The 25,607-nt window shown below is 58.9% G+C and carries 18 protein-coding genes; 9 read left to right on the forward strand and 9 right to left on the reverse strand.

Annotated elements, in window-relative coordinates:
- Positions 1-56: 56 nt before the first annotated feature.
- From NKI19_RS01660 to NKI19_RS01670, 3 genes are all read right to left on the reverse strand, one after another.
- Positions 57-1,706: an ABC transporter substrate-binding protein gene (locus tag NKI19_RS01660; protein ID WP_352565138.1), complete on the reverse strand. Its 1,650-nt coding sequence runs from the start codon at positions 1,704-1,706 to the stop codon at positions 57-59.
- 59 nt (positions 1,707-1,765) lie between these two features.
- Complete coding sequence (locus tag NKI19_RS01665; protein ID WP_352565139.1) at positions 1,766-3,307, reverse strand: trimethylamine methyltransferase family protein; 1,542 nt, start codon at positions 3,305-3,307, stop codon at positions 1,766-1,768.
- Between the two features lie 255 nt (positions 3,308-3,562).
- Positions 3,563-4,471, reverse strand: a complete 909-nt coding sequence (locus NKI19_RS01670) for a LysR substrate-binding domain-containing protein (RefSeq protein ID WP_352565141.1) — start codon at positions 4,469-4,471, stop codon at positions 3,563-3,565.
- A gap of 136 nt (positions 4,472-4,607) precedes the next feature.
- On the opposite strand from NKI19_RS01670, the gene NKI19_RS01675 reads away from it, so the two are divergent.
- The 5 genes from NKI19_RS01675 to NKI19_RS01695 all read left to right on the forward strand — a co-directional run bounded on the left by NKI19_RS01675 (position 4,608) and on the right by NKI19_RS01695 (position 10,522).
- Complete coding sequence (locus tag NKI19_RS01675; protein WP_352565142.1) at positions 4,608-5,963, forward strand: NAD(P)/FAD-dependent oxidoreductase; 1,356 nt, start codon at positions 4,608-4,610, stop codon at positions 5,961-5,963.
- A gap of 17 nt (positions 5,964-5,980) precedes the next feature.
- Positions 5,981-6,853, forward strand: coding sequence for a dihydrodipicolinate synthase family protein (locus tag NKI19_RS01680; RefSeq protein WP_352565144.1), 873 nt, complete (start codon positions 5,981-5,983; stop codon positions 6,851-6,853).
- A 21-nt stretch (positions 6,854-6,874) separates the two neighbouring features.
- A complete protein-coding gene (locus tag NKI19_RS01685; RefSeq protein ID WP_352565145.1) occupies positions 6,875-7,489 on the forward strand; it encodes a short chain dehydrogenase in 615 nt (204 codons plus the stop codon).
- An 86-nt stretch (positions 7,490-7,575) separates the two neighbouring features.
- On the forward strand, positions 7,576-10,017 hold the full coding sequence (locus NKI19_RS01690) for a GcvT family protein (protein WP_352565147.1): 2,442 nt from the start codon (positions 7,576-7,578) through the stop codon (positions 10,015-10,017).
- A 139-nt stretch (positions 10,018-10,156) separates the two neighbouring features.
- Complete coding sequence (locus NKI19_RS01695) at positions 10,157-10,522, forward strand: helix-turn-helix domain-containing protein (protein WP_352565149.1); 366 nt, start codon at positions 10,157-10,159, stop codon at positions 10,520-10,522.
- 312 nt (positions 10,523-10,834) lie between these two features.
- On the opposite strand, the gene NKI19_RS01700 is transcribed toward NKI19_RS01695, so the two are convergent.
- Entirely contained in the window at positions 10,835-11,620 is a 786-nt protein-coding gene (locus NKI19_RS01700; protein ID WP_352565151.1) for a hypothetical protein, read from the reverse strand.
- Between the two features lie 294 nt (positions 11,621-11,914).
- On the opposite strand from NKI19_RS01700, the gene NKI19_RS01705 reads away from it, so the two are divergent.
- From NKI19_RS01705 to NKI19_RS01715, 3 genes are all read left to right on the forward strand, one after another.
- Positions 11,915-13,255 carry an anti-phage deoxyguanosine triphosphatase gene (locus NKI19_RS01705; RefSeq protein WP_352565152.1) on the forward strand — a complete coding sequence of 447 codons (1,341 nt, stop codon included), beginning with the start codon at positions 11,915-11,917 and terminating at the stop codon, positions 13,253-13,255.
- Positions 13,256-13,721: 466 nt separating this feature from the next.
- A complete protein-coding gene (locus NKI19_RS01710; protein WP_352565154.1) occupies positions 13,722-15,482 on the forward strand; it encodes an SIR2 family protein in 1,761 nt (586 codons plus the stop codon).
- Entirely contained in the window at positions 15,479-16,939 is a 1,461-nt protein-coding gene (locus tag NKI19_RS01715; protein WP_352565156.1) for an argonaute/piwi family protein, read from the forward strand. The genes NKI19_RS01710 and NKI19_RS01715 overlap by 4 nt, the downstream gene beginning before the upstream one ends.
- Before the next feature lie 348 nt (positions 16,940-17,287).
- Here the strand turns inward: NKI19_RS01715 and NKI19_RS32810 are convergent, their stop codons facing one another.
- From NKI19_RS32810 to NKI19_RS01750, 5 genes are all read right to left on the reverse strand, one after another.
- The gene (locus NKI19_RS32810) at positions 17,288-19,060 is read right to left on the reverse strand and encodes an ATP-dependent helicase (protein WP_502899219.1); all 1,773 of its coding nucleotides are present in this window, start codon (positions 19,058-19,060) and stop codon (positions 17,288-17,290) included.
- Positions 19,053-20,846 (reverse strand): ATP-dependent nuclease, encoded by a 1,794-nt coding sequence (locus NKI19_RS01735; RefSeq protein WP_352565747.1) that lies wholly within the window; start codon positions 20,844-20,846, stop codon positions 19,053-19,055. Before NKI19_RS01735 ends, NKI19_RS32810 begins: the two co-directional genes overlap by 8 nt.
- 221 nt (positions 20,847-21,067) lie before the next feature.
- On the reverse strand, positions 21,068-21,526 hold the full coding sequence (locus NKI19_RS01740; protein ID WP_352565748.1) for a hypothetical protein: 459 nt from the start codon (positions 21,524-21,526) through the stop codon (positions 21,068-21,070).
- Positions 21,527-21,792: 266 nt separating this feature from the next.
- On the reverse strand, positions 21,793-22,035 hold the full coding sequence (locus NKI19_RS01745; RefSeq protein ID WP_352565750.1) for a conjugal transfer protein TraD: 243 nt from the start codon (positions 22,033-22,035) through the stop codon (positions 21,793-21,795).
- Between the two features lies 1 nt (position 22,036).
- The gene (locus NKI19_RS01750; protein WP_352565751.1) at positions 22,037-22,363 is read right to left on the reverse strand and encodes a conjugal transfer protein TraD; all 327 of its coding nucleotides are present in this window, start codon (positions 22,361-22,363) and stop codon (positions 22,037-22,039) included.
- Between the two features lie 172 nt (positions 22,364-22,535).
- Here NKI19_RS01750 and traA point away from each other — a divergent pair, with 172 nt between their 5' ends.
- Entirely contained in the window at positions 22,536-25,583 is a 3,048-nt protein-coding gene (gene traA / locus NKI19_RS01755) for a Ti-type conjugative transfer relaxase TraA (RefSeq protein WP_352565753.1), read from the forward strand.
- Positions 25,584-25,607: the final 24 nt, after the last annotated feature.

Genomic DNA, 25,607 nt, shown 5'->3' on the forward strand with positions numbered 1-25,607 from the left:
TACCCCATGCTCGATGGGGCACCGACCAGGCTTCCGGTTGGAGCCTCGGGAGTCTGCTAGGCTGCCAGCCAGACTTTCTGCAAATCCATCTGGAAAGTCTGGTGGATTGCATAGTTCTGAACTTTTTTGTTCATGTGACCAAAGAGGCTTTGCCAGAACGGCTGTATGATGACCCCAGAATCCTGAAGCACATCTTCGATGTCCTTCATCAGTTCCTTCCGCTTGGCGGCGTCGCTGACCGAGAACGCCTTTTTGAGCTTGGCATCGAAGTCGGCGTTTGCGTAAGCAGTCTCATTCCAAGCCTCGCCAGTGCGATAAGCCAGCGCCAGGACCTGAACCCCGAGCGGCCGCATGTACCAGACGGTCAGCGAATAGGGATACTTCGCCCAGTCGTTCCAGAAAGTCGAACCCGGAAGCACCGTGCGCTTGACCTTGATGCCGGCCTCTCGAAGCTGCGCCGCAATGGCGTCACCGGTATTCTTCTGCCAGTCTTCGTCGATCGAAATCAGTTCATGCTCGAACTCGGCATGACCGGATTCAGCAATGAGTTTCTTCGCGCCATCGACGTCCCGGCTCTTCTTAGGCAATGCAAAATATTCCGGATGGATCGGGGCGACGTGGTGGTTTTCGCCGACCGTTCCGCGCCCTGCATAGCCGAGTTGAAGGATGGTTTTGTTGTCTACCGCCATCTGCAGCGCATTGCGGACCTTCTTGTCGTCATAGGGTTTGTTGGCCGTGTTGGTGCGGCACACCAGTGTCGTTGCGGTGGCGACCTCCGATTTGACCACGTCCATCTTGTCCAGGATGTCGATGAAGTCCGCCGGTGTCTCCATGTTCACATCGATCTCACCGGAGTCGAAGGCAGCCACCGTTGCCTGGAAGTCGGTGCCATAATCGATGAATTGCACTCCATCCAGCAGAGCTTCGCCGCCCCACCATTTGCCATTCTCCCGGCGTTTGACTTCAGCCTTGCTGCCGACCGCGTAGGATACCAGTTCGAAGGCGCCCGTTCCGATCGGCTTTGCGACCGGATCAGCGCCGCCGGCATCGAAACTGCGATGGACGATCAGTCCAGGGTAGTCGGTGAAATTCGCGATGATAGCGATGTCCGGGTCGCTCAGCTTGAGCTTGACGGTATGGTCATCGACCTTGACGATCGCTCCATCTCTCGCCTTGCCGGTCTTGGTATCGATCAGTCCCCCGACGCGCGCGGCCATCGAATTGCCGGAGACGCCCTTCTCGCACCAGCGGGTGATGTTGAGGACTACGTCATCGGCGTCGAAAGCGTCGCCATTGTTCCAGGTCACGCCCTTCCGGACATGGAAGACATATTCGGTGGCATCCTCATTGACCTCCCAGCTTTCCAGCAGGACAGGTTCAAATGTGAATTCATGTGTGTAGCGAACCAGCGGTTCGAGCCAGCACCGAGAAATGTTGGCAAGCTCAACCCAGTCATAGGTACGTGGGTCTTTCTGCGCCTTGACGGGCATGGACACGCGCAGAGTCCCGCCCTTCTTCGGCTCGGCCGCGCGTGCGGGCTGCGGCAATGCCACGCCAATCAAGCCGTAGGCCATCGCAGCCGAGGCGCCGAACGTGCTTGCAAGCGCGAGAAACTCGCGTCGGTCCATTTGTCCGGCTTTGACGTCGCTCGCCATTTTTTCGATGGCAGCCGGAACGTGATTCCCATTGCTTCTGAACAGTCCCATTTTCTTCTCCCTTGCTAGTGGTTCCCGGATATTGATCGCGTGGGTTATTGGGCGGATGCCTAGGCGAGGCTTGGCGAGATTTCCTCCTGGCGATGCGCCACGAATGCATCGAGTTCCTCGCGCACGGCTGGATCCATCTGCGGCTGCTCGTAGCTCGCGACGATCGATTTCGCCTTCTCACGGCAGCGCTGCGCCATGTCCTTTGAGCCTTTGACCTTCCACTGCTCATAGCTGAGGTAATCGAGGATCTCCGGCGCGAAGAATGCGTCCTTGAAGCGCTTGAGCGTGAAGGAATCTCCGAGATAGTGGCCGCCGGGACCGATGCGCCGCACTGCCTCGAGAGCGTCGTCGAAATGCTCGAACGAAATCCCCCGCGCGTATTTTTCGATCAGTAGGTTCTGTTCGGCATCGGCGACAAACTTCGCCATGCAGCATACGAGGCCGGCCTCATCCCAGCCGCCCGCGTGCATCATCAGGTTCGCGCCTGCGCTCGCCCCCGACATGTAAGCGATCGCCGACTCGTATCCGGACTGAGCATCAAAGGTCTTGGCGGACGACTGGGATGCAGTCGTGCGCCACGGCAAACCATACCGCCTTGCCATCTGGCCGATGACGGCGTTGATCAACGTGACTTCGGGCATGCCGGACATCGGGGCGCCGCTCCGCATCGACACCGAGACTGAATATTGCCCATAGATCATTTTGGCGCCGGGCCTGACCAACTGGGTGTAGGCGAGGGCTGCGAGTGCCTCGGCGTTCAACTGGGCGATTGTGGCCGGGATGTCAGCAGGGGTGTTTGCGGCGCCGAGCACAAAAGGCGACAGCAGGACGACTTGGTTTGCCTCGACGAAAGCGCGGAGCCCTTCCAGCATGGTCGAATCCCAGACCAGCGGCGAGTTTCCCGATACGTGACCGAGCATCACCGCATTCTGATCCATAAAGGCCTTGCCGTGGACGATCTGCCCCATGGCGATCGAGTCCTCGGCTCGCTGTTTCCCGGTCGTCAGACCGAAGAAGGGCATGTTCGTTTCCACAAGGCTCGAATGGTTGATGTGCAGATGGCGCCATGGAACAGCGATGTCGGTCGGCTCACAGGTGAACCCGCCGGCGATATGGAACCCCGGCAGCATCTGGGTCAGCCGGTTCATGTCCCGTAGATCCTCGATCGTGGATGCGCGTCGCACACCCTGAAGGTCCCGGACGTTTGGCGCGCCTTGCATGGCGCCGAAGGTCATTGTGTCTGGCGCGATCTCGAAACGCTGTGACGGATCGCGAGATGTCATCTCAAAACGGGATGGCGCCTTGGAGATGAGATGCATCAGCATCTCGCCATCGAGGCGCACACGTTGGCCTTGGACGTCGGCGCCCGCCTCTTTCCATTGCCGGATCGCTGTCTCATCGCGGAATTCGATTCCGATCTCGCGCAAGATCGCCAACGAAGCCTGGTGAAGGCGCTCAAGCTGCTCAGCAGTGACGGCCTCCACGGGTCGAATGCCGTACTTGATCGTCGAGACGCGAGGCCTCTTCTCTGCTTCCCGGGCGGCTACGACCGACGCGCGTCCTCCGCGGCGTCGGATTACGGGAGTATCAGTGTCCATCATCGCGTTTTCCCAGAGGGGCGCTAAGGTCCCCGTCAACAGAGCTTTCCTCGGTCCGCTTACGGAACGCGGCCCTGCTCATTGACGTTGACAATAGGGTTCTGTGAGCGCCCTGAGGACTCGTAAAAGGTTTCGCTGGCGTTAAACTCAGTTTATACCTGGATCGACTGCGCAGGCACTCGTTGCCTGGTTAGGACACCCGAAAGGCGAGGCGGCTGGGGTGGGTACGGGAACCTGGGCAGCGGTGCCGGTAGCCGTCTAAGGGCGCAATTCCTGCGACTGCGCGAGGAACCAGTCTACAAGTACCTTGCACCTCTTGTTTTTGCCTGCATCGCCATTAGACAACAGGAAGAAGGCGCGGTCGGTCTTGATCTCGGTCGCGATGGGCCGAACCAGCAGGCGGTTTTTGAGCAGGTGTTGGGCGGTCAGGGACCATCCCAGCGAGATTCCTTCGCCGGCAAGAGCTGCTTGAAGCGTCAGCTGATAGTCATTGAATACAATGTTCGGTTTCGTCTCGCTGGGATCTCCGCCTGCAAGCGCGACCCATTCGGGCCAGCTCATGCGCCGGCGAAAGGCATCGGACGAATGAATAAGCTGATGTCGAACCAGCTCATCGACGCTCTGGGGGGCGGGATGCGCCAGAAGATATGCGGGGGAGCAGACGGGAAAAATGATCTCGTCGCATACGAACCAACTGTTGGTTCTGTCAAAATCCCGTGGCCGCACCCATACGGTGACGTCCACTTCGTGATCGGGCTCGATATCCCGATCGGTGGCGACAACCTTGATCTTAACGTCGGGATGCTCTTCCTGGAAATGATAGAGCTGAGGCGCAAGCCAATGTGCTGCCAGAGAAGTCGACGCAGCAAAAGTGATGTACTTCGTTCCGCGATCTGAGATGGTCTCAAGTCGCTGTTCCAGACGGCGGAAACTCGTGCGCACCTCATCGTAGAGTTGCCTGCCTGCCTCCGTCAGCTCTACCCCTCGATTATCACGGGCAAAGAGCGCGGTCCCGCAATGCTTTTCGAACGACTTGATCGAGTGCGAGACGCTCGGTTGCGTCACGTTGAGCTCGCTGGCTGCGCTTTTGAAACTTAGGGTGCGGGCAGCCGCTTCGAAGACAAAAAGCGAATGCGTCGAGGGCACCATGCTACGAAGCTTTGACATGAAGCAGGTCTATATCAGACGCTATCTTTTCCGTCTACGAGACGCCAGCCAACTGATCTATTTGAACAGGAAACAACGCGACCGCGGATTGTTGCCAAGCCTTCGTCATCGGTCGCCTTAACTCAGCGAGTTGGCAGTGAATTCGTTCAACCAAACCATGACGAAAGAGCGCAAAGTCGTTCAGCCACCCCATCCCGAACCGACTGTGTCCGGCTGGTACACTGCTGCCGGACCGGAGTTGGCGCTGCTTCCACAGGAAGGCGATGTTGCTTGTGATTGCCTCGTGATTGGCGGCGGCTGGATGGGGCTGCACGCGGCCCGCCGATTTGCCGAACTCAACCCGCAGTCTTCGGTTGTCCTGGTAGACGCCGGCCGTATTGGGAACAATGCATCCGGACGGTGCATGGGTTTCGTCATCGATCTCGCGCACAATCCTCGGAAGCGCGATTTCGTCGAAGACATCAAGGGGAACAAGGAAGAGCTGTTCGTTAACCTGGACGGGATCGCCTATATCCGAAGCGCTGTCGAAGAGCATGGGGTCGATTGCGACTGGGACGCGCAGGGAAAATACCACAGTGCGGCCACCGCTCATGGTGTGGAGGATCTGCACCGCTTTTCGCAGGCACTGGATAAGCTTGGGCAGAACTACAGCTGGGTCGAGACCCCCGAAATCCAGGCGATCACAGGAAGCAAGCACTACATCAAAGCCCTGCATCATCCCGGCACCGTCTTGGTCCAGCCTGCGAAGTATCTCCAGAATGCGACAAGGCGCCTGCCCGCGAACGTCACCGTTCACGAAAACACCCCCATCGTGGCGGTGCAGTTCGGGGCGCCGAAGCACATCTGCGAGACGCCCGCCGGAACAATCAGGGCTTCGAAGGTCATCATCTGCGCGTCAGGCTATCTGACGAAGTTCGGTTTCTTCGACAACCGCGCCATACCGCTGTACACATTTGCGAGCATGACACGACAGCTCACCGAGAGCGAGCTTTCGCAGGTGGGGAACAAGAGAGCCTACGGACTAATCCCAGCCAACAGCTTCGGCACGACGGTTCGTCGCACGATCGACAACCGGCTGTTCCTTCGCAACGTCTATTCCTATGCGACGGACTTCAAGACCACCACGCAGGACGTGATGAAGGCTCGGGTGCAGCAGCAGATCGCGTTCGATCGGCGGTGGCCGGAGCTCTCCTCGATCGGCTTCGAGGCCAGTTGGGGTGGCCTTCTTACTCTCGCGCAAAATGGCGGAATGGTCTTCGGCGAGTTGGCGGAGAAGGTCTATGGCGCCGCATTCTGCAACGGTACAGGCGTCGCGCGAGGAGCTGCCTTCGGCAAGGCCATAGCCGACCTGGCGTCAGGGCGACCGTCGCCGGTAGTCGACATCCTCAAGACGCGCGCTAGTCCCAGCAAGCCCTATCCCAGACCCGTCACAGCGATGGGCGTTCGAATCGTAACCGCGGTCCGTTTCCGACAGGCCGGCGCTGAAGTCTAGATACAACGAGAGAGATCATGGCGGACCTGAAGGGCATAAATCTGGCAATGCAAACACCGTTCGATGAGAATGGTGCGATCAACTATTCGATTTTCGAGGATCTGATCGACAAGTACGTCGCCGCAGGTGTTCACGGGCTGGTGCTTGGCGCAGGGACCGGGCAACATCCCTATCTTACCGAGGCCGAGTGCAACCGCCTCTACGAAGTAGGCGCAAAGCGAATAGCTGGTCGCTGCAACGTCATTTGCCAGACCTCCGCTTTGAATATGGACGAAGTCATCAGAAGGTCGCGTCACGCGGAGTCCGTCGGCGCCGACGCATTGATGGTGCTGCCACCCTACCTGGAGGGCCCGAGTGATGAGCAGGGAATCTTCGACTTCTACAAAGCAATCGATGCTGAACTAGGTATCGACCTGGTCGGCTACAACATCCCACAGGCCACCGGCATTTCGGTTTCACCACAGCTGTTTGAGCGCCTGACCCAGTTGAAGAACTTCAACTACATCAAGGACAGTGCAGGGGACTTCACTGTCCATCAGGAATACCTGCAGACAAGCGGGACGGTCCTCAATGGCTGCGACACCACCACACTCTACGCGTTGATGGCCGGGGCACGCGGCGTCATATGGGGCGGTGCCAATTACATGCCTTCTGAAGCGGTCGACCTATATAGATTGGTGGACCGTAAGGAATATGAACAGGCGCTAGCGCTCTGGCAACGCATGTTGCCCTCGTTGCTCTTTATCTGGAGGTCGCCCTATACGCCGTCAGTACTTCGAGCGGCGCAACTGCGCGGCTACGGAACAGGTAATGTTCGCAGCCCATTGAGAAAGCTCTCCGCAGATCAGGAAACGCAGCTTCGCCGTTCGCTTGAACCGTTGGGCGTGTAAGGCGCAGAGAGGCGGGGCTTCGTGAGAATCGTTCATGTTGGTGCGAGCGGCGTGATCGGCAAGGCCGTGTCGGCCGAACTCGCCAGGCGCCATGATCTGATCGCTGTTGGCCGAAGCGCCGGCGATTTCCAGGTCGATATCGACAATCCCTCGTCCATAAGCCGAATGTTCAGTCAGATCGGCGAGTTCGATGCCCTGATATGCACAGCCGGCACCGTTCATTTCGCCCCGCTCGCGGAGTTCACCATCGAGCAATATGCGATCGGCTTGCAAAGCAAACTCATGGGGCAGGTGAACCTTGTCAGACTTGGACTTGGATTCCTTCGTGAGGAAGGATCGTTCACGTTGACTTCCGGTCCAACGAACGACGATCCGATATCGCTCGGGACATCGTCCGCGATGGTCAATGGCGCGCTCGAAGGATTTATCCGAAGTGCTGCAATTGAGCTTCGCCAAGATCGTCGGATCAATCTGGTGAGTCCGACTATGCTCGAGGAGTCCTCTCCGCTGTACAGTCCTTACTTCCGGGGTTCGAAGGCTGTCGCGACGAACGACGTGGTGCTTGGTTACGTTAAAAGTGTCGAGGGCAAGCAAACTGGATGCGTTTACAGGATTGGATGGTCACGAGATCGCTGACCTGACTGCATCGGTCGCCGCTTGGTTGGCCGCACTGGCATCAGCTTATCCGGCATGGATTGGTCTAGTAACGGGAGTAAGACCGCTTGATTATTCCGTCCAAAGCTCGCGCCGTGATCATAGGTGGCGGCGTCTCGGGCTGTTCGGTCGCCTATCACTTGGCCAAGCTCGGCTGGACCGACATTGTGCTGCTCGAACGCAAGCAGCTGACGTCGGGAACGACATGGCACGCCGCCGGCCTGATCGGCCAGCTGCGCGGCTCGCAGAACATGACACGACTGGCAAAATATTCGGCCGACCTCTACGTCAAGCTGGAAGCCGAGACCGAAATCGGCACCGGCATGCGCCAAGTCGGCTCGATCACCGTGGCGCTGACCGAAGAGCGCAAACACGAAATCTATAGACAGGCGTCGCTCGCCCGCGCTTTCGATGTCGATGTGCGCGAGATTTCGCCCAACGAAGTTAGTGAGATGTACCCGCATCTCAACATTTCGGATGTGGTCGGCGCCGTCCATTTGCCGCTCGACGGCCAGTGCGACCCCGCCAACATCGCTATGGCGCTGGCCAAGGGCGCGCGCCAGCGCGGCGCCACCATCGTCGAGAACGTCAAGGTCACCAAGGTCCACACCAGGGACGGCCGCGTCACCGGCGTGTCGTGGGCGCAAGGCGGCGAACAAGGCACGATCGAGGCCGACCTCGTCGTCAACTGCGCCGGCATGTGGGCCCGTGAGCTTGGGGCCCAAAACGGCGTCACCATCCCGCTGCACGCCTGCGAGCATTTTTACCTCGTCACCGAGCCGATCCCCGGCCTCACCCGCCTGCCGGTGCTGCGCGTCCCCGACGAATGTGCCTACTACAAGGAAGACGCCGGCAAGATGATGCTCGGCGCTTTCGAGCCGGTGGCAAAGCCCTGGGGCATGGATGGCATCCGCGAGGATTTCTGCTTCGACCAGTTGCCCGAGGACATGGAGCATTTCGAGCCGATCCTCGAAATGGGCGTCAACCGCATGCCGATGCTGGCCACTGCCGGCATCCATACCTTCTTCAACGGCCCCGAGAGTTTCACGCCCGACGACCGCTATTATCTCGGCGAGGCGCCGGAGCTGTCAGGATACTGGATGGCGACCGGCTACAATTCGATCGGCATCGTCTCCTCCGGCGGCGCCGGCATGGCACTGGCGCAGTGGATCAATGATGGCGAAGCGCCCTTCGACCTGTGGGAAGTCGACATCCGCCGCGCCCAGCCGTTCCAGAAGAACCGCCGTTATCTTAAGGAGCGCGTCTCCGAAACGCTCGGCCTGCTCTACGCCGACCATTTTCCCTATCGCCAAATGGCGACATCACGAAATGTCAGGCGCTCGCCCCTGCACGAGCATTTGAAGGCGCGCGGCGCCGTGTTCGGCGAGGTCGCCGGCTGGGAGCGCGCCAACTGGTTCGCGCGCGAGGGCCAGGAACGCGAATACCGCTATTCCTGGAAACGGCAGAACTGGTTCGACAACCAGCGCGAGGAACACTTGGCGGTCCGCAACAAGGTCGGCCTGTTCGACATGACCTCGTTCGGCAAGATCCGCGTCGAGGGCCGCGACGCCTGCGTCTTCCTGCAAAGGCTGTGCGCCAACGACATGGACGTGGCGCCGGGCAAGATTGTCTACACGCAGATGCTCAACCGGCGCGGCGGCATCGAGAGCGACCTCACCGTGTCGCGCCTGTCGGACACCGCCTACTTCCTCGTCGTCCCCGGTGCGACGCTGCAGCGCGACCTCGCCTGGCTGCGCCGGCATGTCGGCGATGAATTCGTCGTCATCACCGATGTCACGGCTGCTGAGGCCGTGCTCTGCCTGATGGGTCCCGACGCACGAAAGCTGATCCAGAAGGTCAGCCCCAACGATTTCTCCAATGAGAATAATCCGTTCGGGACGTTTCAGGAGATAGAAATCGGCATGGGTCTCGCCCGTGCCCACCGCGTCACCTATGTCGGCGAACTCGGCTGGGAGCTTTATATCTCGACCGACCAGGCCGCTCATGTCTTCGAGGCGATCGACGAAGCGGGCGCCGATGTCGGCCTGAAGCTCTGCGGCCTGCACACGCTGGACAGCTGCCGCATCGAAAAGGCTTTTCGGCATTTCGGCCACGACATCACCGACGAGGACAATGTGCTGGAGGCCGGCCTCGGCTTTGCGGTGAAGACGGCCAAGGGCGATTTTCTCGGTCGCGATGCCGTGCTGAAGAAGAAGGAGACCGGGTTGAACCGGCGGCTGGTCCAGTTCCGGCTGAAGGACCCCGAGCCCTTGCTCTTCCATAATGAGGCGATCCTGCGCGACGGCAAGATCGTCGGCCCGATCACCTCAGGCAATTACGGCCATCACCTCGGCGGCGCCATCGGGCTGGGCTATGTGCCATGCCAGGGCGAGAGCGAGGCGGATGTGCTGGCTTCTTCTTACGAGATCGAGATCGCAGGCGAGCGCTTTGCCGCCGAAGCATCGCTGAAGTCGATGTACGATCCGAAGTCGGATCGGGTGAAGATGTAGCGCGGTCCACTGCTCGACGTTAAATAGCCGAACGGGAGACCCGTCGGTATGGGCGTGCTTTTCTTTAATACGGCTCGTCTTCGCAAGTCGAGCTCGAAAGTCGATATAGATTCATATCTTGTTTGAAAGAGTGGACTGGATGACGCGATCTGAGTTCAACACACAGGCGTTTTTGAAGGAGCTGGATCGAAAGAAGTCAGATAGAAAACTGAACTGGAAGCAAGTCGCGGACCTTTCGGGAGTCAGCGCTTCAACACTGATCCTCATGGCGCAGGGACAGAGGCCAGATGTCGAGAACCTGGCTCGGCTTTTCCACTGGTCGGGTTTGAGTGCCGACACATTTATGGGCGCTGGACAGGGACACCGTCTTTTTACTGAGCCATTCAGCCAAATCGCCATGGTCATCTGTTCGGACAACTATCGTGCCGACAATAACCGCAGCACGGTGGTTGGCACCATCACTGGTATTTGTGGGCGTCTCCGAGACAAACTCCACCACGGCTAGCGGGAAATGATGGCTCTGGTACCCGTTTTGACGAGCGCAGGCCTCGTCGAGCGCCAGCGGGGTGTTCCCGTTCCCCAGGATGGCCGGCCCCCGTCGTGAGAAGACGGCCTTGGGGGTCTGGTTCATTGGCGTCGCAAACTTGCAGGCCTTCGCCCCCGAGTTTTGGCTCGGTCGATCAGTCAGTCCGCGAATCCGTTGGATGGCCTCCAAAAGATTGAAAGCGGAATGGCCGCTTTCAATGACCTCGTCCTGTGAGTTGTCAGGCCGCTTGCGGCCCCAAATGCGCCTGTCGGCTACGCGTGGACAAGCCTGTCATAAAGAGGTCTCTCGCAGCTCTGGAGTGTCCCCCGCTTTCATGAACTCGTCAAACGCTGCAATCGCATTGTCATCCGGGATTTCGGAGCGGTCAACGAAAGCTCGGATCCCATCCGCAATCTGATGGCGGTTCAGCGTGCCGAGAATGACTTGGCCGCTTTCGAGTTGGTAATCGAGCGAACCCGTCCACGTGTTCACTCGGCCGTAACCCGGCGAGAACGCAACGGATTTGGCTTTGCCACTGACTTCATGTTTGGCCATCGAAACCCGCAGAAACTCAATCTGCCCGAACAGAATATGAGTTAGGCGGAGATCTTCACGCACGCGGTCGACGACGGCGGGATTCTTCAGCACCCTCTCAAGCTGATCGGCGCGCGACAGCTTGTTGGTGTGGATGAAGCCCTTTTCCAGTCTCAATGCGTCAATCCTAAGTTTCAGTCCCCCGTTTTCATGGAGCTTGATCGCTTCCTTCACTCGCGCGCGCCACGTCCGAAGAAGTTCGTAAACGCTGAAAATCCACATCTGGGTTTGCGCATTCAAAAACATCAGACGACCGTAGTCTCGACCTTCGATATCCTCCTCTAGAACCTCTTGCTCTATTCCGGAAATAAATTGGTCGACCATTGCCAGGTTGTTCGCTTGCATTGTCAGGAACATGTCATCGAATAGCCCAAGGGAGCCTAACGCATGCCGAAAGGCGCTCCAATCGATGTCATCGAATGCTGGGTATTCGGGGCGTTCGTCGGGTTCATTGTCGAACTCCTCGTCGTGCTCGTTGGCCATCTTGCTTATCCTCTCGCCGGATCGAAGTCTCTGTAGAATACGCTCGGTAGTTCGGCAGGCTGGAGATAGCCATGACGCTCAAGCATTCGCTCGGCAAAGTCCTCCCTATCGGCCGCAAGATGGCACGAGCGACAGCCGTCTCGCTCACCAATCGTAGCGGCCACGCCCATAAGTGCCTTGCAGAGCCTTTGACACTACCTTTAATGTCTTGATCATGGCGGTCCACCTGTTGAGTTCGAGGTAAAAGGCCAGCTAAACAGGTCATCTTAGTTGTGTTGTTTGCAGGGAGCGGCGATGGTGTGGGCAGATCGCCGCGAGGCATGGTTACAACGATCATTCGACGCGCGCACGCCAGGCGATGTCGATTATGCGCGCGTCATTCATTCAGCTTCATTTCGGCGCCTCCAAGGCAAAACTCAGATCTTGAACCTAGGCGACAGTGACTTTTACAGAACACGTCTCACGCACTCGCTCGAGGTTGCGCAGATAGCTGTCGGGCTGACGATCCAACTTCGGCACAACCTGCCCAGCCACAAAGCAATTCATTATCTGCCCGAGCGAAGCATGATGCAGGCTATCGCCTGCACTCACGATCTCGGACACCCGCCGTTCGGTCATGGCGGCGAGGTCGCGCTAAACTACTGCATGCGCGATGCCGGCGGCTTTGAGGGTAACGGGCAAACGCTTCGCATCCTCTCGAAGCTTGAGAAGATGTCGAAAGCGGCTGGCTCGAACCTGACGCGCGAAACGATGCTCGGCGTGCTCAAATACCCTGTGGCGTACAAACAAGCTGCAAACACAAGCAAGAGGCCGAAGCTCCTGGAAAATACTAGTGGTACGCCAATCCTCGATCGAAAGGCGTCGAAACCACCGAAATGCTACCTCGATTGCGAACAGGGCGTTGCCGACTGGCTTCTCGAGCCACTCGCGCCATCCGATCGAGATGAGTTTCAAGCGTTCAACGAGGTGCCGGGTAAGCATCATGAAGCTCGGCATAAATCGTTCGCTTGCAGTCTCATGGATCTGGCAGACGACATCAGCTTCGGTATTCACGATCTCGAAGATGTACTGGCGATGCACCTTATTTCGCGGGCGAATTTCGAGAAGCACGTAAGGCCTCAGCAGTGCGCCGCGCTATTGGACTACCTAAATTCGGAGTACCCGGGCCAATACGGCAATGACGTCTATGCAGGGTTTGCTGACCGGCTCTTTGGCGACGGGAACGAGAGGAAACATCAGATCAATCGCGTTCTGAATATGGTGATCCCTTCCGTCGATATTCATGAGAAAGCGGAGTTCGACGAACCGCGGATAAAGTATCAGGCCGTCCTGCCGGCGCCGGTGATGGCATTTGTGGTGGCGATCAAGGACCTCGTACGGGAGGAGGTTATCTACAGCCCGAGCGTTCAACACCTCGAGTTCAAAGGCCAGATGATGGTCATCGCTGTCTTTGAGGTGATGCGTTCAGATCCGGCGAAATTTCTGCCAGCCGACGTGTTTGAACGATATGAGGAGGCTTCCGATCCCTTGCGCCACATCTGCGACTATGTCGCCGGCATGACGGATGGGTATTTGCTGAGGACCTATGACCGACTATTCAGCCCTAGGACGGGCTCCGTATTCGATAGACTATGAGCGATGTGTCGTTGTGTTGTTACGTAGGAATACGCCGCCGAGCAATTTATAGTATTCACGAAGTGTGCAACAATCCTTGGTCATTACCTCTGGCGTTCAATCAGCTCGTGTCGCCCGGTCTGCATAAGGAGGTTCCGAGCAGTAACCTGCCGTTCCGGTTCCGGCCCCAAAGCTGTCGGGCGGCACTGCGCCTCATATCGGCCGTTCGTACCCAACTTCTGATCTTCCAAAAGCCGAAGTTCTGTCTCATCTGAGATTTCGTCACATTCGGGTTGGAAACAGACGACCTGCCATTGGCAAGCTGGTATTAAAACAGACCACAGGATCTGTGACGCTAGGCGTTAAGAACGTGCTGGGCTAGTGCAGATTCAATGGACGCGAAGACCAGGCGCCATATATCGTCCCGCTGTAGCTGACGACGATTCGCAGAGTAACGACTGACTTCGAATTGGCGCAGCGGGGGACCATGATTCAGTCAGAGCTCATTTCTTCGGTCGCCGAACGTCCGGCGCAGTTCGCGTGGTTCTTAGGCGCGGGCGCATCCCGCACTGCAGGTCTGCCTACAGCCGGGGATATTATCTGGGACATGAAGCGCCGTTATTACATCCGCGAAGAGAACCGCGAGGTCTCGCCTCAGGACGTCCAGAACGATGCCGTCAGATCGACTATTCAGTCCTTCATGGACTCCCGCGGTTTTCCCGCTTTGTGGTCGGACGAGGAATACTCGACATATTTCCAGAAGATATTCGGTGACGATCATGAGCGTCAGCGCCGCTATCTAAGGGGCATTCTGTCCGAAGAAAAGGTGACTCTGTCGGTCGGCAACCGGGTGCTCGGCGGCCTGCTGGCTGCCGGCATGTGTCGGGCCGTCTTCACAACCAACTTTGATAGCGTCGTGGAGCGGGCGGTGGCCGAGGTCGGCAGCGACCCCCTGCAAGCCTATTCCCTAGAAGGGACAGTGTCGGCCGCCAACGCATTCCTCAACGAGGAGTACCCGTTCTACTGCAAACTGCACGGCGACTTCAGGTTCGAAAGCCTTAAGAATCTCAGCGCTGATCTGGCAATGCAGAACGACGACCTGTCGAGGGCTTTCGTTGCCTCCGGCACGCGCTTCGGCCTGGTCGTGTGCGGCTATAGCGGGCGGGATGCCAGCGTCATGAAACTCATGAGCGACGTGCTCAATGCGCCGAACCCGTTCCCACACGGCCTGTACTGGACCGGGCTCAAAGGCTCGCCCGTAAATCCGGGGGTGGCAGCCCTGCTCGAAAGAGCCGTGAATGCCGGTGTGAAGGCGTCCTATGTCGAGATCGAAACATTCGATGCTTTCATGTCGCGCCTGTGGCGCAGCATCGACAGCAAGCCAGCCGTTGTTGATGCGAAGGTGCGCAAAGCACAGTTGACCAGCATCCAGATACCGCTGCCGTCTGTCGGCAGCGCCAAGCCGTTGGTTCGCCTGAACGGATTACCGGTGCAAGTGGCTTCGCGCTGCCTTGAACTGACGTTCAAGGGGCCCCAAGAATGGGCAGACCTGCGTGGGGCGGTGCGCGAGTGGCGCCAGTCGATCGTCGTGACCAAAGGGGCGAGCGTCTGGTGCTGGGGGGCAAGGCGGGACATCGAGGAATGTTTTGGCGACAAGCTTTCAGGCATCAGCGAAGCCGCGCTGCCATCAGACTATCAGGCGCCTGAAAATCTGCACTTCAAGGCCTTTATCGAAGAGGCCTTGATATTGGCGCTTACGAGGGGGCGTCCTTTGCTGCCCCGAATGAAGCCATCTTCCGGGTTCATAATTGCCGACCCCCATGCGGCGGATGTGGGGGGCTTGAGCCCCTTGCAGCAGATCGTCGGCAAGACCTCCGATATTATCCCGGGGTTGTTCAGTCCGATTACGGAGTTTCACCCGGAGCCGGACAAGGTCCGATGGGCGGAGTCCTTGCGCGTGTCGCTCGACCGCAAGGAAGGGCGTGACTGGCTATTGCTCGAGCCGGACATCTGGATCTGGCCGCCGCATGCACGCGCGGTCGCAACCGACTTCCTCGATGAGCGCAAGGGCAGGCGTTACAACGGCAAGCATAACGAACTGCTGCAGGCATGGACGGGGATCATCCTCGACAGCGACCAGCGCAATGCCGATCTTACCTTCCGCCCGTTCGAGGACGGCGACGATGCCGAGAACCCGACCTTCCAGGTCGGCACCCGCACGGCATTCTCCAGAAGGCTCACTGCATGAGGGCTCTTACTTCCGAAGTTGCCGGGTATGCTGCCGTGCCCGAACCCGACCTCCGCTTCGCAGGCGACAAGCTGGGCAAGCATCCATTGATGGGGCTGATCGCGCACGGCCCGTACGGGCTGCGCTACGCATCTCCCGGCAGCCTTCGCTTGGCGCTGCTCGCGCCAGCGCGGGAAATGCGTAAGCTCCGCGGCCTCGTCGCAGAGCTGCAGCGCCCTGCCAAGCCACGGGAGGCCACCAACTACTATCCGGACTATCCCGGCTTCTCCCAGCTCTTTCGCATTCCCATCGCAGCCGAGGACGAGCGTCTGGTGCTATCGTTTCCGGACGCACTTGATGAGTATGCGCGCGATGGAGCCAAGGAACGCCTTGCGGCTGAGCTGTTCCAGTGCATTGCCCGGCTCAAGACCCTGCGCAGTTCTTTCGACGTCGCGCTGATTTATCTGCCGCCCAGTTGGGCCGCCTGCTTTGAAGGCGAGGACTTCAACTTCCACGACTACCTGAAAGCATACTGCGCGCCGTCCGACATCCCGATCCAGATCGTGCGGCAGACCAGCTTCGACCGGACATGCCGCGCCAACGTTATGTGGGGCCTGAGTGTCGCGGCCTACGCCAAGGCCGGTGGCGTGCCGTGGAAGTTGGCAGGTCTTAATCCCGACGAGGCGTTTATCGGTATCAGCTATGCCATGAAATCAGATGGCGCGGGCAGCCATTACACTACCTGCTGCAGCCAGGTGTTCGATCCCGATGGGACGGGTTTTCGCTTTGTGGCCTTCGATACGCGCGCGAGTTGGCTCGACAAGCGCAAGAATCCGTACCTTTCATATCTGGACATGCAGGCCGTACTGTCTCGCAGTTTGGAGATCTATCAGCGCGCTCATTTCGGCAAGTCCCCGAGCAGGATCACGGTCCACAAGAATACCGAGTTCAAGGAAGAGGAAATCCTCGGCGCCATAGATAGCTTCCGGGACGGAACCGACGTCGAACTGGTGCAGGTTGTGCGCAACGTGCCGTGGCAGGGCATACGCTACAACATGTACGACAAGCCTGATGGCTATCCCGTCACGCGCGGCACCTACATCCCGGTCAGCTCCAACGAGGCGCTGCTCTGGACGCAAGGCAGCGTCAAGGGCGTGCATACGCAGGGGCCGACGAAGGATGTCTACAAGGAGGGAGCGCTCAAACCCACCCCCTCACCGGTTTTGGTGCGCCGTTTCTCCGGCGAGGGCGGCTGGCACGCGACATGCGCCGGCATCCTCGGCCTCACGAAGATGGATTGGAACAACAACACGCTCTACAAGAAACTGCCCGTGACCTTGGGCTACTCGAAGGCGTTCGCCGACATCATCCAGCAGAATCCATTGATGGTCGACGAGATCTACGACTTCAGAACTTCATGTAAGGCGCATCCATCTGGACGTCGCCTCTTGGTCACCGTAGTGGCTTGGCCATACTGAACGACAAAAAAGATTGTCTGCGGGTTTGCGTCCGCTTGAACCGCCTTAGGTGGCATCAATAAAAGCGAGTGCGTGCGCAAGGCAATGTCGGTTCACGACAGCCTGACCCGCCTATGGGCGGGACGCCACAGGAACATGCGTTCCTTATTCGGAACGAAGCAGCAACTTTGTATTCCCTGCATTACGCTTGGTGCCTATATTATAGCCAGCAAACCAGCACCGAGGCAGCCTCATGGCCAAAGACCCTTTCGACCCTTACGGCGGTATCACCTCCCGGCTATTCGCTCTACGGACGCCACCAAAAATGCCAAAGTGCGCTAGACGCGTCGCTGTGAGTTGTAGTGTAGCTTACAGCCTATCCTGCACTTCTCGGATAAAACTTGAAGGTGCCATCGCAGAATAAACCATGTGAACTTCGCTCTTAGCGCGGGTCAAACCGACGTAAAATAGCCGCCGCGCTTCCAGCAGCTGCTTTTGCGTTTGATTGAACCGCGGCATCTCGCCTGCGTCCATTCCAAACAAAACGACGATCGAAAACTCTCTGCCTTTCGCGCTATGCAAGGTGGAAAGCACAAGTCGGTTGGTTCCTTCTCCGACGCCTGCGAAGAGCCCCAACGTCATTTCCGACGTGTCGCCGTCGTCCGCTATGCGGGCCAGGAACGACTCGACGATCGCTTGCTCGTCGGTGAGCATGCGGCATTTGCCGAACAGCTCGTCCAGGAGTTCTTCCCGGCATCCGCTGAGCCATTCGTGCAGCTTCATGTCTGGATTGCGCCGCGACCAGAGCATGGAGACGAGGCGCTGCTGAAACTCCGCCGCACGGTCGCTACCGGAAATCGCCTCGCCGAACAGACGCAAACCCTCTGCGGACAACAGAGAAAACCGTGGCGTGCCTCTCTGCCAACCACCTGCGCACCAGAGCGCGCATTGCTCCAACCAACGCATAACACGACTGCTGCGGGGGTAGACGGCGTTCGTGTCGGCCCTGATGACACTTAGTCCGCGCGCGCGGGCTGCATCAGCGACCGCGTTGCCGATCTTTGCTGTCGGATAAAGAATTGCGATATCGCCTAATCGAAGGCTTGGGTTTCTAGCCTGTATCGCCGGAAAGATAGAATCGAACAAATGGTCAGCGCGGGTCGACTGTGCGCCCTGCAATGGGTGAAAATAGACCTTCCCCTCGGGCGCTCCGTCTCGCGCCTGATATCCACGGCCCGCACCCAACGCTAACTCCGACGCTGCGACGATTTTCGAGCCACATCGATAGTTCATTTGGAGTGGGATCGTTTCGACGTCCGCTCGCTTGCTGAGTTGCTCTAGGAGCTCCGGATACGCACCGTTGAAACCGTAGATGGATTGATCGACATCTCCAACCGCGAACAACCGCATCCCCGTGCTGAAGCAAAGTCCGAGCACCATGCGATGCAGTGCGCGCCCTAAGTCCTGGTACTCATCGACTGCCAGGATCGGAAACTTCGCCAATAGGGCACGCTGAATCCACTCGTGATCCCGCAGCGCGCGCATCGCCAGCAAAGGCATATCTTCAAAGTCGATTAGCCCCCGCTCTCGTAGTCCTGCCTCATACGCTTCGGCGAGTTTCGCCAACCTCTCGTTGATGCCATACCACTCCTTGGACTCGCGATTCAGGATGGAGCGACGATAGGTGTTCATGTCGAACTTGAAAGAAGCGGGATTTCCGCGGCCATAGACCTTGGAGAAAGCCCTACCGAGAACCTGCTCTTGCTGCTGTTGATTTGCGACCGCGAAATTGTCCGGTAGCCCGAGATTTGCGGTCTTCGCGTAGGGTACGACGATCTGTGTGAGGGAGAAGGAGTGAACCGTGCCTATGAAGACGCGGCGTTCTTGCTGCACTCCAAGCGCATCGAGCCGAGTTTCTAATTCCCTTGCACATTCATTGTTGTAAGTGATGCAGGCCAGCCCTCGCGGCTCATCAACATCTTCGGCGAGCATCCGCGCGAGTTTGATTGTGAGCGTCTTCGTCTTGCCGCTGCCGGGCCCAGCCAGAACTACGCAGTTGCCCTTTGAATTGTAGGCATCCCACTGCCCCTTGTTGTCGCGCAGCTCCTCGGCAGCACGCAGGTACAGCTTGCGGTCAAACACGGTCCGCCACGTGCTTTAGCGCTCGCTTGATGTAACCAGGCGGAGAAATTCCGACGATCTTGTTGGCGAGCCGCTGCGCGAACCTCCCCTTACCGATGTCCTCGATCAGTCCGAGGTATTTGGCCGTGTCCAACGTGTCGTGGTCCGCTTTCCATCCAGCAATGAGCGCCTTCTTCTCGTCGCTGAAAGGTGCCTCTTCCAGAACCTCGATAATAGGCTCCGCGAAGTCGTCTTCGAACAGGTCTATTTCGAGCGTGTGGTCGTTTGAAAAAATGCCGTAGGCTTCGCAGCGGTCACAGAGCGCCCCGAGTTTCTCAATCGCTCGCAGCTCTTTCATCAATGCGACCGGCGCGTTCCCGGTGCGCACTGTCTCGATCGTCCGGACGAGATTGAGAGTTCGGTTGTAGCCCAGCGCAGTTCCCTTGGGCATTGGGTCCCAATCGGTCACGACGGCGAACGGTATCTGCAATGCGCTAAGGAGTTTGACGTACGGCGTGAAATTCGTGCCGGATACCGAACACACGCTAATTCCTAACTCGTCGAGTGAAAGCTTCGCCTCCTGGGCGAACTCCGGGACAAGGAACCGTTCAGCGTCCCCTTCCACCAAAATCACACCCCGCGCAAACAATATTTCGGCACGGGTGACGTCAAGATACCGCTCCAGATCATCGAATTCCGCCTCGGTCAGCGAGAGGGTCGCGGTCGACCGGCCAATCGTACCTTGGTCTTTTGTGTCTTTTAACAGCAGTATCGACCGGAGGGGTGCGACACTCGCGATATTCGGCGAGTGGGTGGTTAGCAGAACCGATAGCTTCCTGTTGGCGTCTCTGTCAGCACTCTCGAACAGATGACGATAAACCGAGCGCTGCAGGTGTGGATGGAGATGCGCTTCCGGCTCCTCGATCGCAAGCAGCGTGTGATCGCGCTTGTTCTCGCCGATCAATTTTCTGATTTCCAGTGCTTTGAGTGTCAGAAACACGATGTTTGCAGAGCCAAGACTGGCCTCGCCTATGCCGCGCATTCCATCGTCGATGAGCAGGCGGATGCTGCGATAAAGGCGGTTCGTATCAAGGGGCGCCAGGCCAAGGGTCGGCTTAATGTCTTGCCGCGGCCCGCTCATGGATTTGAACAGGGACTTTATTCCCGTCTGAAGATCTTTGACTTCTTTGAACTCTGTGAGCTTGTCGGTCGCCTCTTCGATGGCCTCGGTGACATCGGATAGGTCGTTGTGATCGATGCGGCTGAAAGCGTCTTCGATCAGCGGCCTCAAAGGCGAACGGCGCCAGTTTGCAAGATCACCTTCCGCGTCACGAAGTGCGGGCATCAAATCCATGATGATCCGACGGCGGAGAGCATGGCCGAAACGCTTGCTCTCATGGTTTCCGCCGTAGCAGACAAATTCCAGATCATTATCGCTCGCCGGGTCTCCGGCGATGTCCGGTTTTGAGCGACACATATAATTCAAACGGACGGTATCGGGGTCGTCATCCAGTCGAAACTCGGTGAGGATCGCGAGCACATTGAGGTCACCCGCAAAACCCCGAATGTCCACACAGACCATGATTGTGTCGTCAACGCTGGGACCGCCCAACCCGTCCCAGAAATCTGAGAGCTGCAACTCGCGGTCGGAGTCCGGCATCGTTGGATCGAAAATCAGGCGAAGGGCATCGATTAAGTTGCTCTTGCCGACGCGATTTTCGCCGACGATCACGACATCGCCCGAAAGCTTGACGTCCAGAGATTTGAAGTTGCGAAAATTGCGGATGATGATCCGTGAAAGTTGCATCGTTCCCCCCAGATGCAACTATGTCGGACGCAGAACTGAAATTCAACGAAAGAGTGTGTTCCAAGCATTACGCAAAATAATTGGCCGCGTTAATTTGGGAGTCCGAGGCTGCTGATCGGCCTTGGATTGGACGTTTAACGGGACGCCAGTCTGGAGCCCGACCCAGTGGAACTGGCCGCTACTTTCTCGGCCTTGGTTTCGTTGTTGGCTCCGGCCCGCAGCTAAGCGAACCAATGGATATGGGGATCGATGCGTCCCACATCATCCCCAGCCGGCAGCTCTAGAAACGCACCAAGTTGGTAGTGCAGCTGCTCGCGGTAGGCTTCGAGTTTGATAAGGTCGCAGCGCCGCCATTGCTTGTTGGTAGTCTTTTTGATTTCGACGACCAAGATGTTCTCTTCATTGTCGCCGCGATGATGCACGACGATATCGGGGTAGACGGGCGTGTTTTCCCCACCGCATTTCAGTGGCAAGTTTAGCCGCTTCGGGCTGCCGTCAAGACCGACACGATTGTACTCGGCATCGACCTTGTGATCGGGAAAGAGCTCGCGCACGAAAAGATGGGCGAGCGTCGCCCCTAATGCCCGCTCGTTCACATCGAGTTCGAGCAGCTGCTTCTGGTCGTCCATGAATAACGTGACGGCCTTCTCCAGGCGGGATTTGATTTCCTCGGTTTCCATAAGAGAATTCTGCCACAGAGCGCGGCGCAACCGAAACGCAAAACCCGTCCGGTGTATGTTGGATGGTTTTTTCGTAGATCCCTGCCACTAGGCAGTGAAACACTCGGTGTAGCTCGTGGCGAGGAATAAAGAGCGGCGTCCGCATTGCTGCCAAACTTGTACGTTCCCGACAGGTTCGAAATCCTTGGCTGCTGGTGCAAGGCGGGCGGAGCTACGCCTTTCGGGTGCTTCGCGCCGCCCGCTACTTGCGCGAGACACCGCTTCGTTTACCGGGCCTTCGGCTCACCATGCCGTTCCGCATCGAACGCCTGCCTTCCCTTCGCGGCCCATAAGTTCCGCGCATCCTCGCTTTCGTGGCTCTGCAGCTTGGCGGCGATCCAGAGCATCGCTCCGTAGATGGTGGCGCGATCGTCATTGGTAAGTTCAACGATGCCTGTCTTGAGGACGAGACCGCCGAGTTCGATCAAATGCCGCGTGCGCTTACGACGCTCGACCTGCCAGGTGCGCATGTCATTGCGAGCCCGTGCTGCCTGCCGGCGATTGTGGGCTGCCCGATTGTGCTGGAGTGCTGCGAGGGTTGCGCTGAGATGCCGGAACAGGTCGCCGGGGCCGGCTCTCGAAAAACATCGCCCCACGCTTGGCCCATGCCTCACGCTTCGCGGCATCCTTGGTTTCAGCGATTGCGACCAATGCGCCGGCCAGTTCGTCGGTGCTGAGTTGATCGGCGCCGGTGGCGATCACCAGCTCACCAAGTTGCTTTACTTTTCGCGTTTTGAGCTCTCTCGCCTTTTCTTCCAGGGTGTGAAGTTCTGCGTCGAAGTCCCGTGGTTTGCGCATGACTGTCTCCATCGATTGTCGATGTGGCGATGATAGGCGAGTGCTTGCCGGAAGGCTTCAGGGTTGCCGAGACAGCCCGGGACGGGCTGGTCCATCCCGAGAATTTTTCGAGGGAGGGCGCGCTTATACGTCGTGCCGACGTGCGCTTTGACGTGCAAATGATCTGGTTGCGATGGCGATCTATCATCTTCACGTCAAGGTCATTGGCCGCAAGGCTGGCTCGAGCGCTGTGGCGTCGGCCGCCTACCGCTCAGCGTCGCGGCTGCGCGACGAGCGCATCGAACGCAGCCACGACTTTTCCAGCAAGCGCGGTGTCGTCCATTCCGAGGTGATGTTGCCGGAGGATGCGCCGGACGCCTGGAGCGACCGCGAGAGGCTGTGGAACGCTGTCGAGGCGTTCGAGGTACGCAAGGATGCCCAGCTCGCCCGCGAGGTGGAGTTTGCTCTTCCACGCGAACTAAGCCAAGGGCAAGGCGTCGAACTGGCGCGCGACTTTGTTCAGGCGGAGTTTGTCAGCAAGGGCATGGTCGCCGATCTCAATGTGCACTGGGACAGGGCGGAGGATGGCAGTCCAAAACCGCACGCCCACGTCATGCTGACCATGCGGTCCGTGGACGAGAATGGTTTTGGGTCAAAGGTTCGCGACTGGAACGCTACCCAGCTGGTCGAGCGCTGGCGCGAGCGATGGGCGGAACTGGCCAATGAACGCCTGGCCGAACTCGACATCGATGCACGCATCGATCATCGCAGTCTGGAAGCGCAGGGCATTTCACTGGAGCCGCAGACCCAGATCGGTGCACCGGCGCAACGCATCGAGGGCAGCGGCCTTGCTGCTGGCGACAGTGAAGCAGATCGCGCCGAACTGCACCGCGAGATCGCGCGCAACAACGGCGTGCGGATCATTGCCGATCCATCCGTGGCGGTCGATGCCATCACGCATCAGCAGTCGACCTTCACCCGAAAAGACATTGCGAAGTTTGCGCATCGGCACAGCGATGGAGTGGAGCAGTTCAACAAGGTGATTGCAGCCATCGCCAAGGCACCCGATCTGGTCGAACTCGGCAAGGACGGACGCGGCGAAGACCGTTTCACCACCAAGCAGATGATCGAGACCGAACAGCGCCTTCACCGCGCGGCTGAGCGTATCGATTTGGACGAACGACACGCGGTGAGTGACGCACATCGCGAGGCAGCTCTGGCGCGGGCGGCGCAACGCGGGCTTGTCCTTTCGGGCGAGCAGACCGATGCGCTTGCGCATATCACTGATGGTCGTGGTCTTGGTGTCGTTGTCGGCTTTGCCGGAACGGGCAAGAGCGCCATGCTGGGCGTTGCGCGCCAGGCATGGGCAGCGGCGGGCTACGAGGTTCGAGGCGCGGCACTCTCCGGCATTGCCGCCGAGAATCTCGAAAGCGGTTCAGGCATCCCGTCACGCACCATCGCCAGTATGGAGCATAGCTGGGGACAGGGCCGCGATCTGCTCACTACGCGCGATGTTCTGATGATCGATGAGGCCGGCATGGTCGGCACGCGCCAGTTGGAGCGCGTGCTTTCCCATGCGGCGGACGTTGGCGCGAAAGTCGTCCTCGTCGGCGATCCGCAGCAGTTGCAGGCGATCGAAGCGGGCGCTGCATTCCGCTCCATTCACGAACGACATGGCGGCGTCGAAATCGGTCAGGTGCGTCGGCAGAGCGAGGACTGGCAGCGCGATGCCACGCGCGATCTGGCAACCGGCAGGATCGCCGTCGCGATCAGCGCCTACGACGCGCAAGGCATGGTGCATCTGGCTGCAACGCGCGACGAAGCGCGGAATGAACTCGTCGAGCGCTGGGATCGCGACAGGCAGGCGCATCCAGAGGCAAGCCGGATCATTCTTACCCACACAAACGACGAAGTACGCGCCCTGAACCAGGCAGCGCGCGAGCGCATGCGCGCTGCCGGCGATCTCGGCGACGAAGTGCAAGTGACTGTCGAACGCGGCCCAAGAAACTTCGCAAGTTGCGATCGGGTCATGTTCCTGCGCAACGAGCGCGGGCTTGGCGTCAAGAACGGCACGCTTGGTGTGATCGACGAGGTCAGCACGCAGAGCATGACCGTGCGCACTGACGACCACAGGTCAGTTCGCTTCGACCTGAAAGACTACGCCCACATCGACCACGGCTATGCCGCGACCATTCACAAGGCGCAGGGCATGACCGTCGAGCGGACCCATGTGCTCGCCACGCCGGGCATGGATGCGCATGGCAGCTACGTCGCACTGTCGCGGCATCGCGACAGCATGGACCTGCATTACGGCGGCGACGACTTCAGTACGCGCGACCGGCTCATCCGGACGCTGTCGCGCGACCGCGCCAAAGACATGGCTTCCGACTATGAGCAAGCCGATCCAGTTCAGAGCTATGCCGAGCGGCGCGGCATCACGTTCCGCGAGCGCGTGGTCGAGATCGTTCGCCGGATCGTTCCGGAAAAGCTGCGCGAGAGGATAGGCGGGCTGCTCGACGGGTTACGCTTGCCCGGAGACACCGAGCCCGGCGAGGAACGTGGACCTGGGCCGGGAAAGGAGAGTGTTGGGGTGCGGCTCGGAGATGCAGGCCGAACGCCGGAAAGAGATCTTTCTGCCAGGGAAGTGCCGCGCGAGACGAACGTGCCGGTGGACGCGGAAGCGGCGTTGCGCAGCGCTCGCACGAAGGCGCTTGTTCGTCACGCGCGCGCTCTCGAGGCGATCCCCAGTACTGGAAATGCGGACGGGCATGGCAGTCCCGACAAGATGCGCGAATTGAGGGATGCGCGCAGCGCTTTCGAGAAGGTGCGGCCTCATGGCTGGCGCGATGCCGAAGCGGCCTATGTGAAGAATCCCGAACTTGTCCGCGAAGCGGCGGCCGGCCGCGTCAGCCGCATCGTGCTTGCTCTCCAGCTTGAAACGGAAATCCGCACCGGGATGGACATCGATCCCGGCCGCCGTGCCGACCGGTTCGTGGAACGTTGGCAAAAGCTCGACCGTACCGGACGGGAGCAATATCAGGCCGGCGACATGTCGGGCTACAAGTCAACGCGCTCCGCCATGTCCGATATGGCCAAGAGCCTTGAACGCGATCCTCAACTTGAATCACTACTGGCAAACCGCAAACGCGAGCTTGGCATAAGCGTGGATTTGGGTCGTCGCCTGGGCGCGGAACTCGCCTTCAGTCATGGCATCGGTATGGGTCGCGGAATCGGTATCTGAACCCCTCCGATATGCCGCCGTTTC

The organism is Mesorhizobium sp. M0751 (assembly GCF_040320265.1).
In the GTDB taxonomy this organism is placed as follows: domain Bacteria; phylum Pseudomonadota; class Alphaproteobacteria; order Rhizobiales; family Rhizobiaceae; genus Mesorhizobium.

Excerpts from the sequence above, each read along its gene's own strand:
- NKI19_RS01660 (WP_352565138.1), bottom strand. The coding sequence starts at position 1,706 with ATGGGACTGTTCAGAAGCAATGGGAATCACGTTCCGGCTGCCATCGAA.
- NKI19_RS01665 (WP_352565139.1), bottom strand. The coding sequence starts at position 3,307 with ATGATGGACACTGATACTCCCGTAATCCGACGCCGCGGAGGACGCGCG.
- NKI19_RS01670 (WP_352565141.1), bottom strand. The coding sequence starts at position 4,471 with ATGTCAAAGCTTCGTAGCATGGTGCCCTCGACGCATTCGCTTTTTGTC.
- NKI19_RS01680 (WP_352565144.1), top strand. The coding sequence starts at position 5,981 with ATGGCGGACCTGAAGGGCATAAATCTGGCAATGCAAACACCGTTCGAT.
- NKI19_RS01695 (WP_352565149.1), top strand. The coding sequence starts at position 10,157 with ATGACGCGATCTGAGTTCAACACACAGGCGTTTTTGAAGGAGCTGGAT.
- NKI19_RS01700 (WP_352565151.1), bottom strand. The coding sequence starts at position 11,620 with ATGGCCAACGAGCACGACGAGGAGTTCGACAATGAACCCGACGAACGC.
- NKI19_RS01705 (WP_352565152.1), top strand. The coding sequence starts at position 11,915 with ATGGTGTGGGCAGATCGCCGCGAGGCATGGTTACAACGATCATTCGAC.
- NKI19_RS01710 (WP_352565154.1), top strand. The coding sequence starts at position 13,722 with ATGATTCAGTCAGAGCTCATTTCTTCGGTCGCCGAACGTCCGGCGCAG.
- NKI19_RS01715 (WP_352565156.1), top strand. The coding sequence starts at position 15,479 with ATGAGGGCTCTTACTTCCGAAGTTGCCGGGTATGCTGCCGTGCCCGAA.
- NKI19_RS01735 (WP_352565747.1), bottom strand. The coding sequence starts at position 20,846 with ATGCAACTTTCACGGATCATCATCCGCAATTTTCGCAACTTCAAATCT.
- NKI19_RS01740 (WP_352565748.1), bottom strand. The coding sequence starts at position 21,526 with ATGGAAACCGAGGAAATCAAATCCCGCCTGGAGAAGGCCGTCACGTTA.
- NKI19_RS01745 (WP_352565750.1), bottom strand. The coding sequence starts at position 22,035 with ATGCGCACCTGGCAGGTCGAGCGTCGTAAGCGCACGCGGCATTTGATC.
- NKI19_RS01750 (WP_352565751.1), bottom strand. The coding sequence starts at position 22,363 with ATGCGCAAACCACGGGACTTCGACGCAGAACTTCACACCCTGGAAGAA.
- traA (WP_352565753.1), top strand. The coding sequence starts at position 22,536 with ATGGCGATCTATCATCTTCACGTCAAGGTCATTGGCCGCAAGGCTGGC.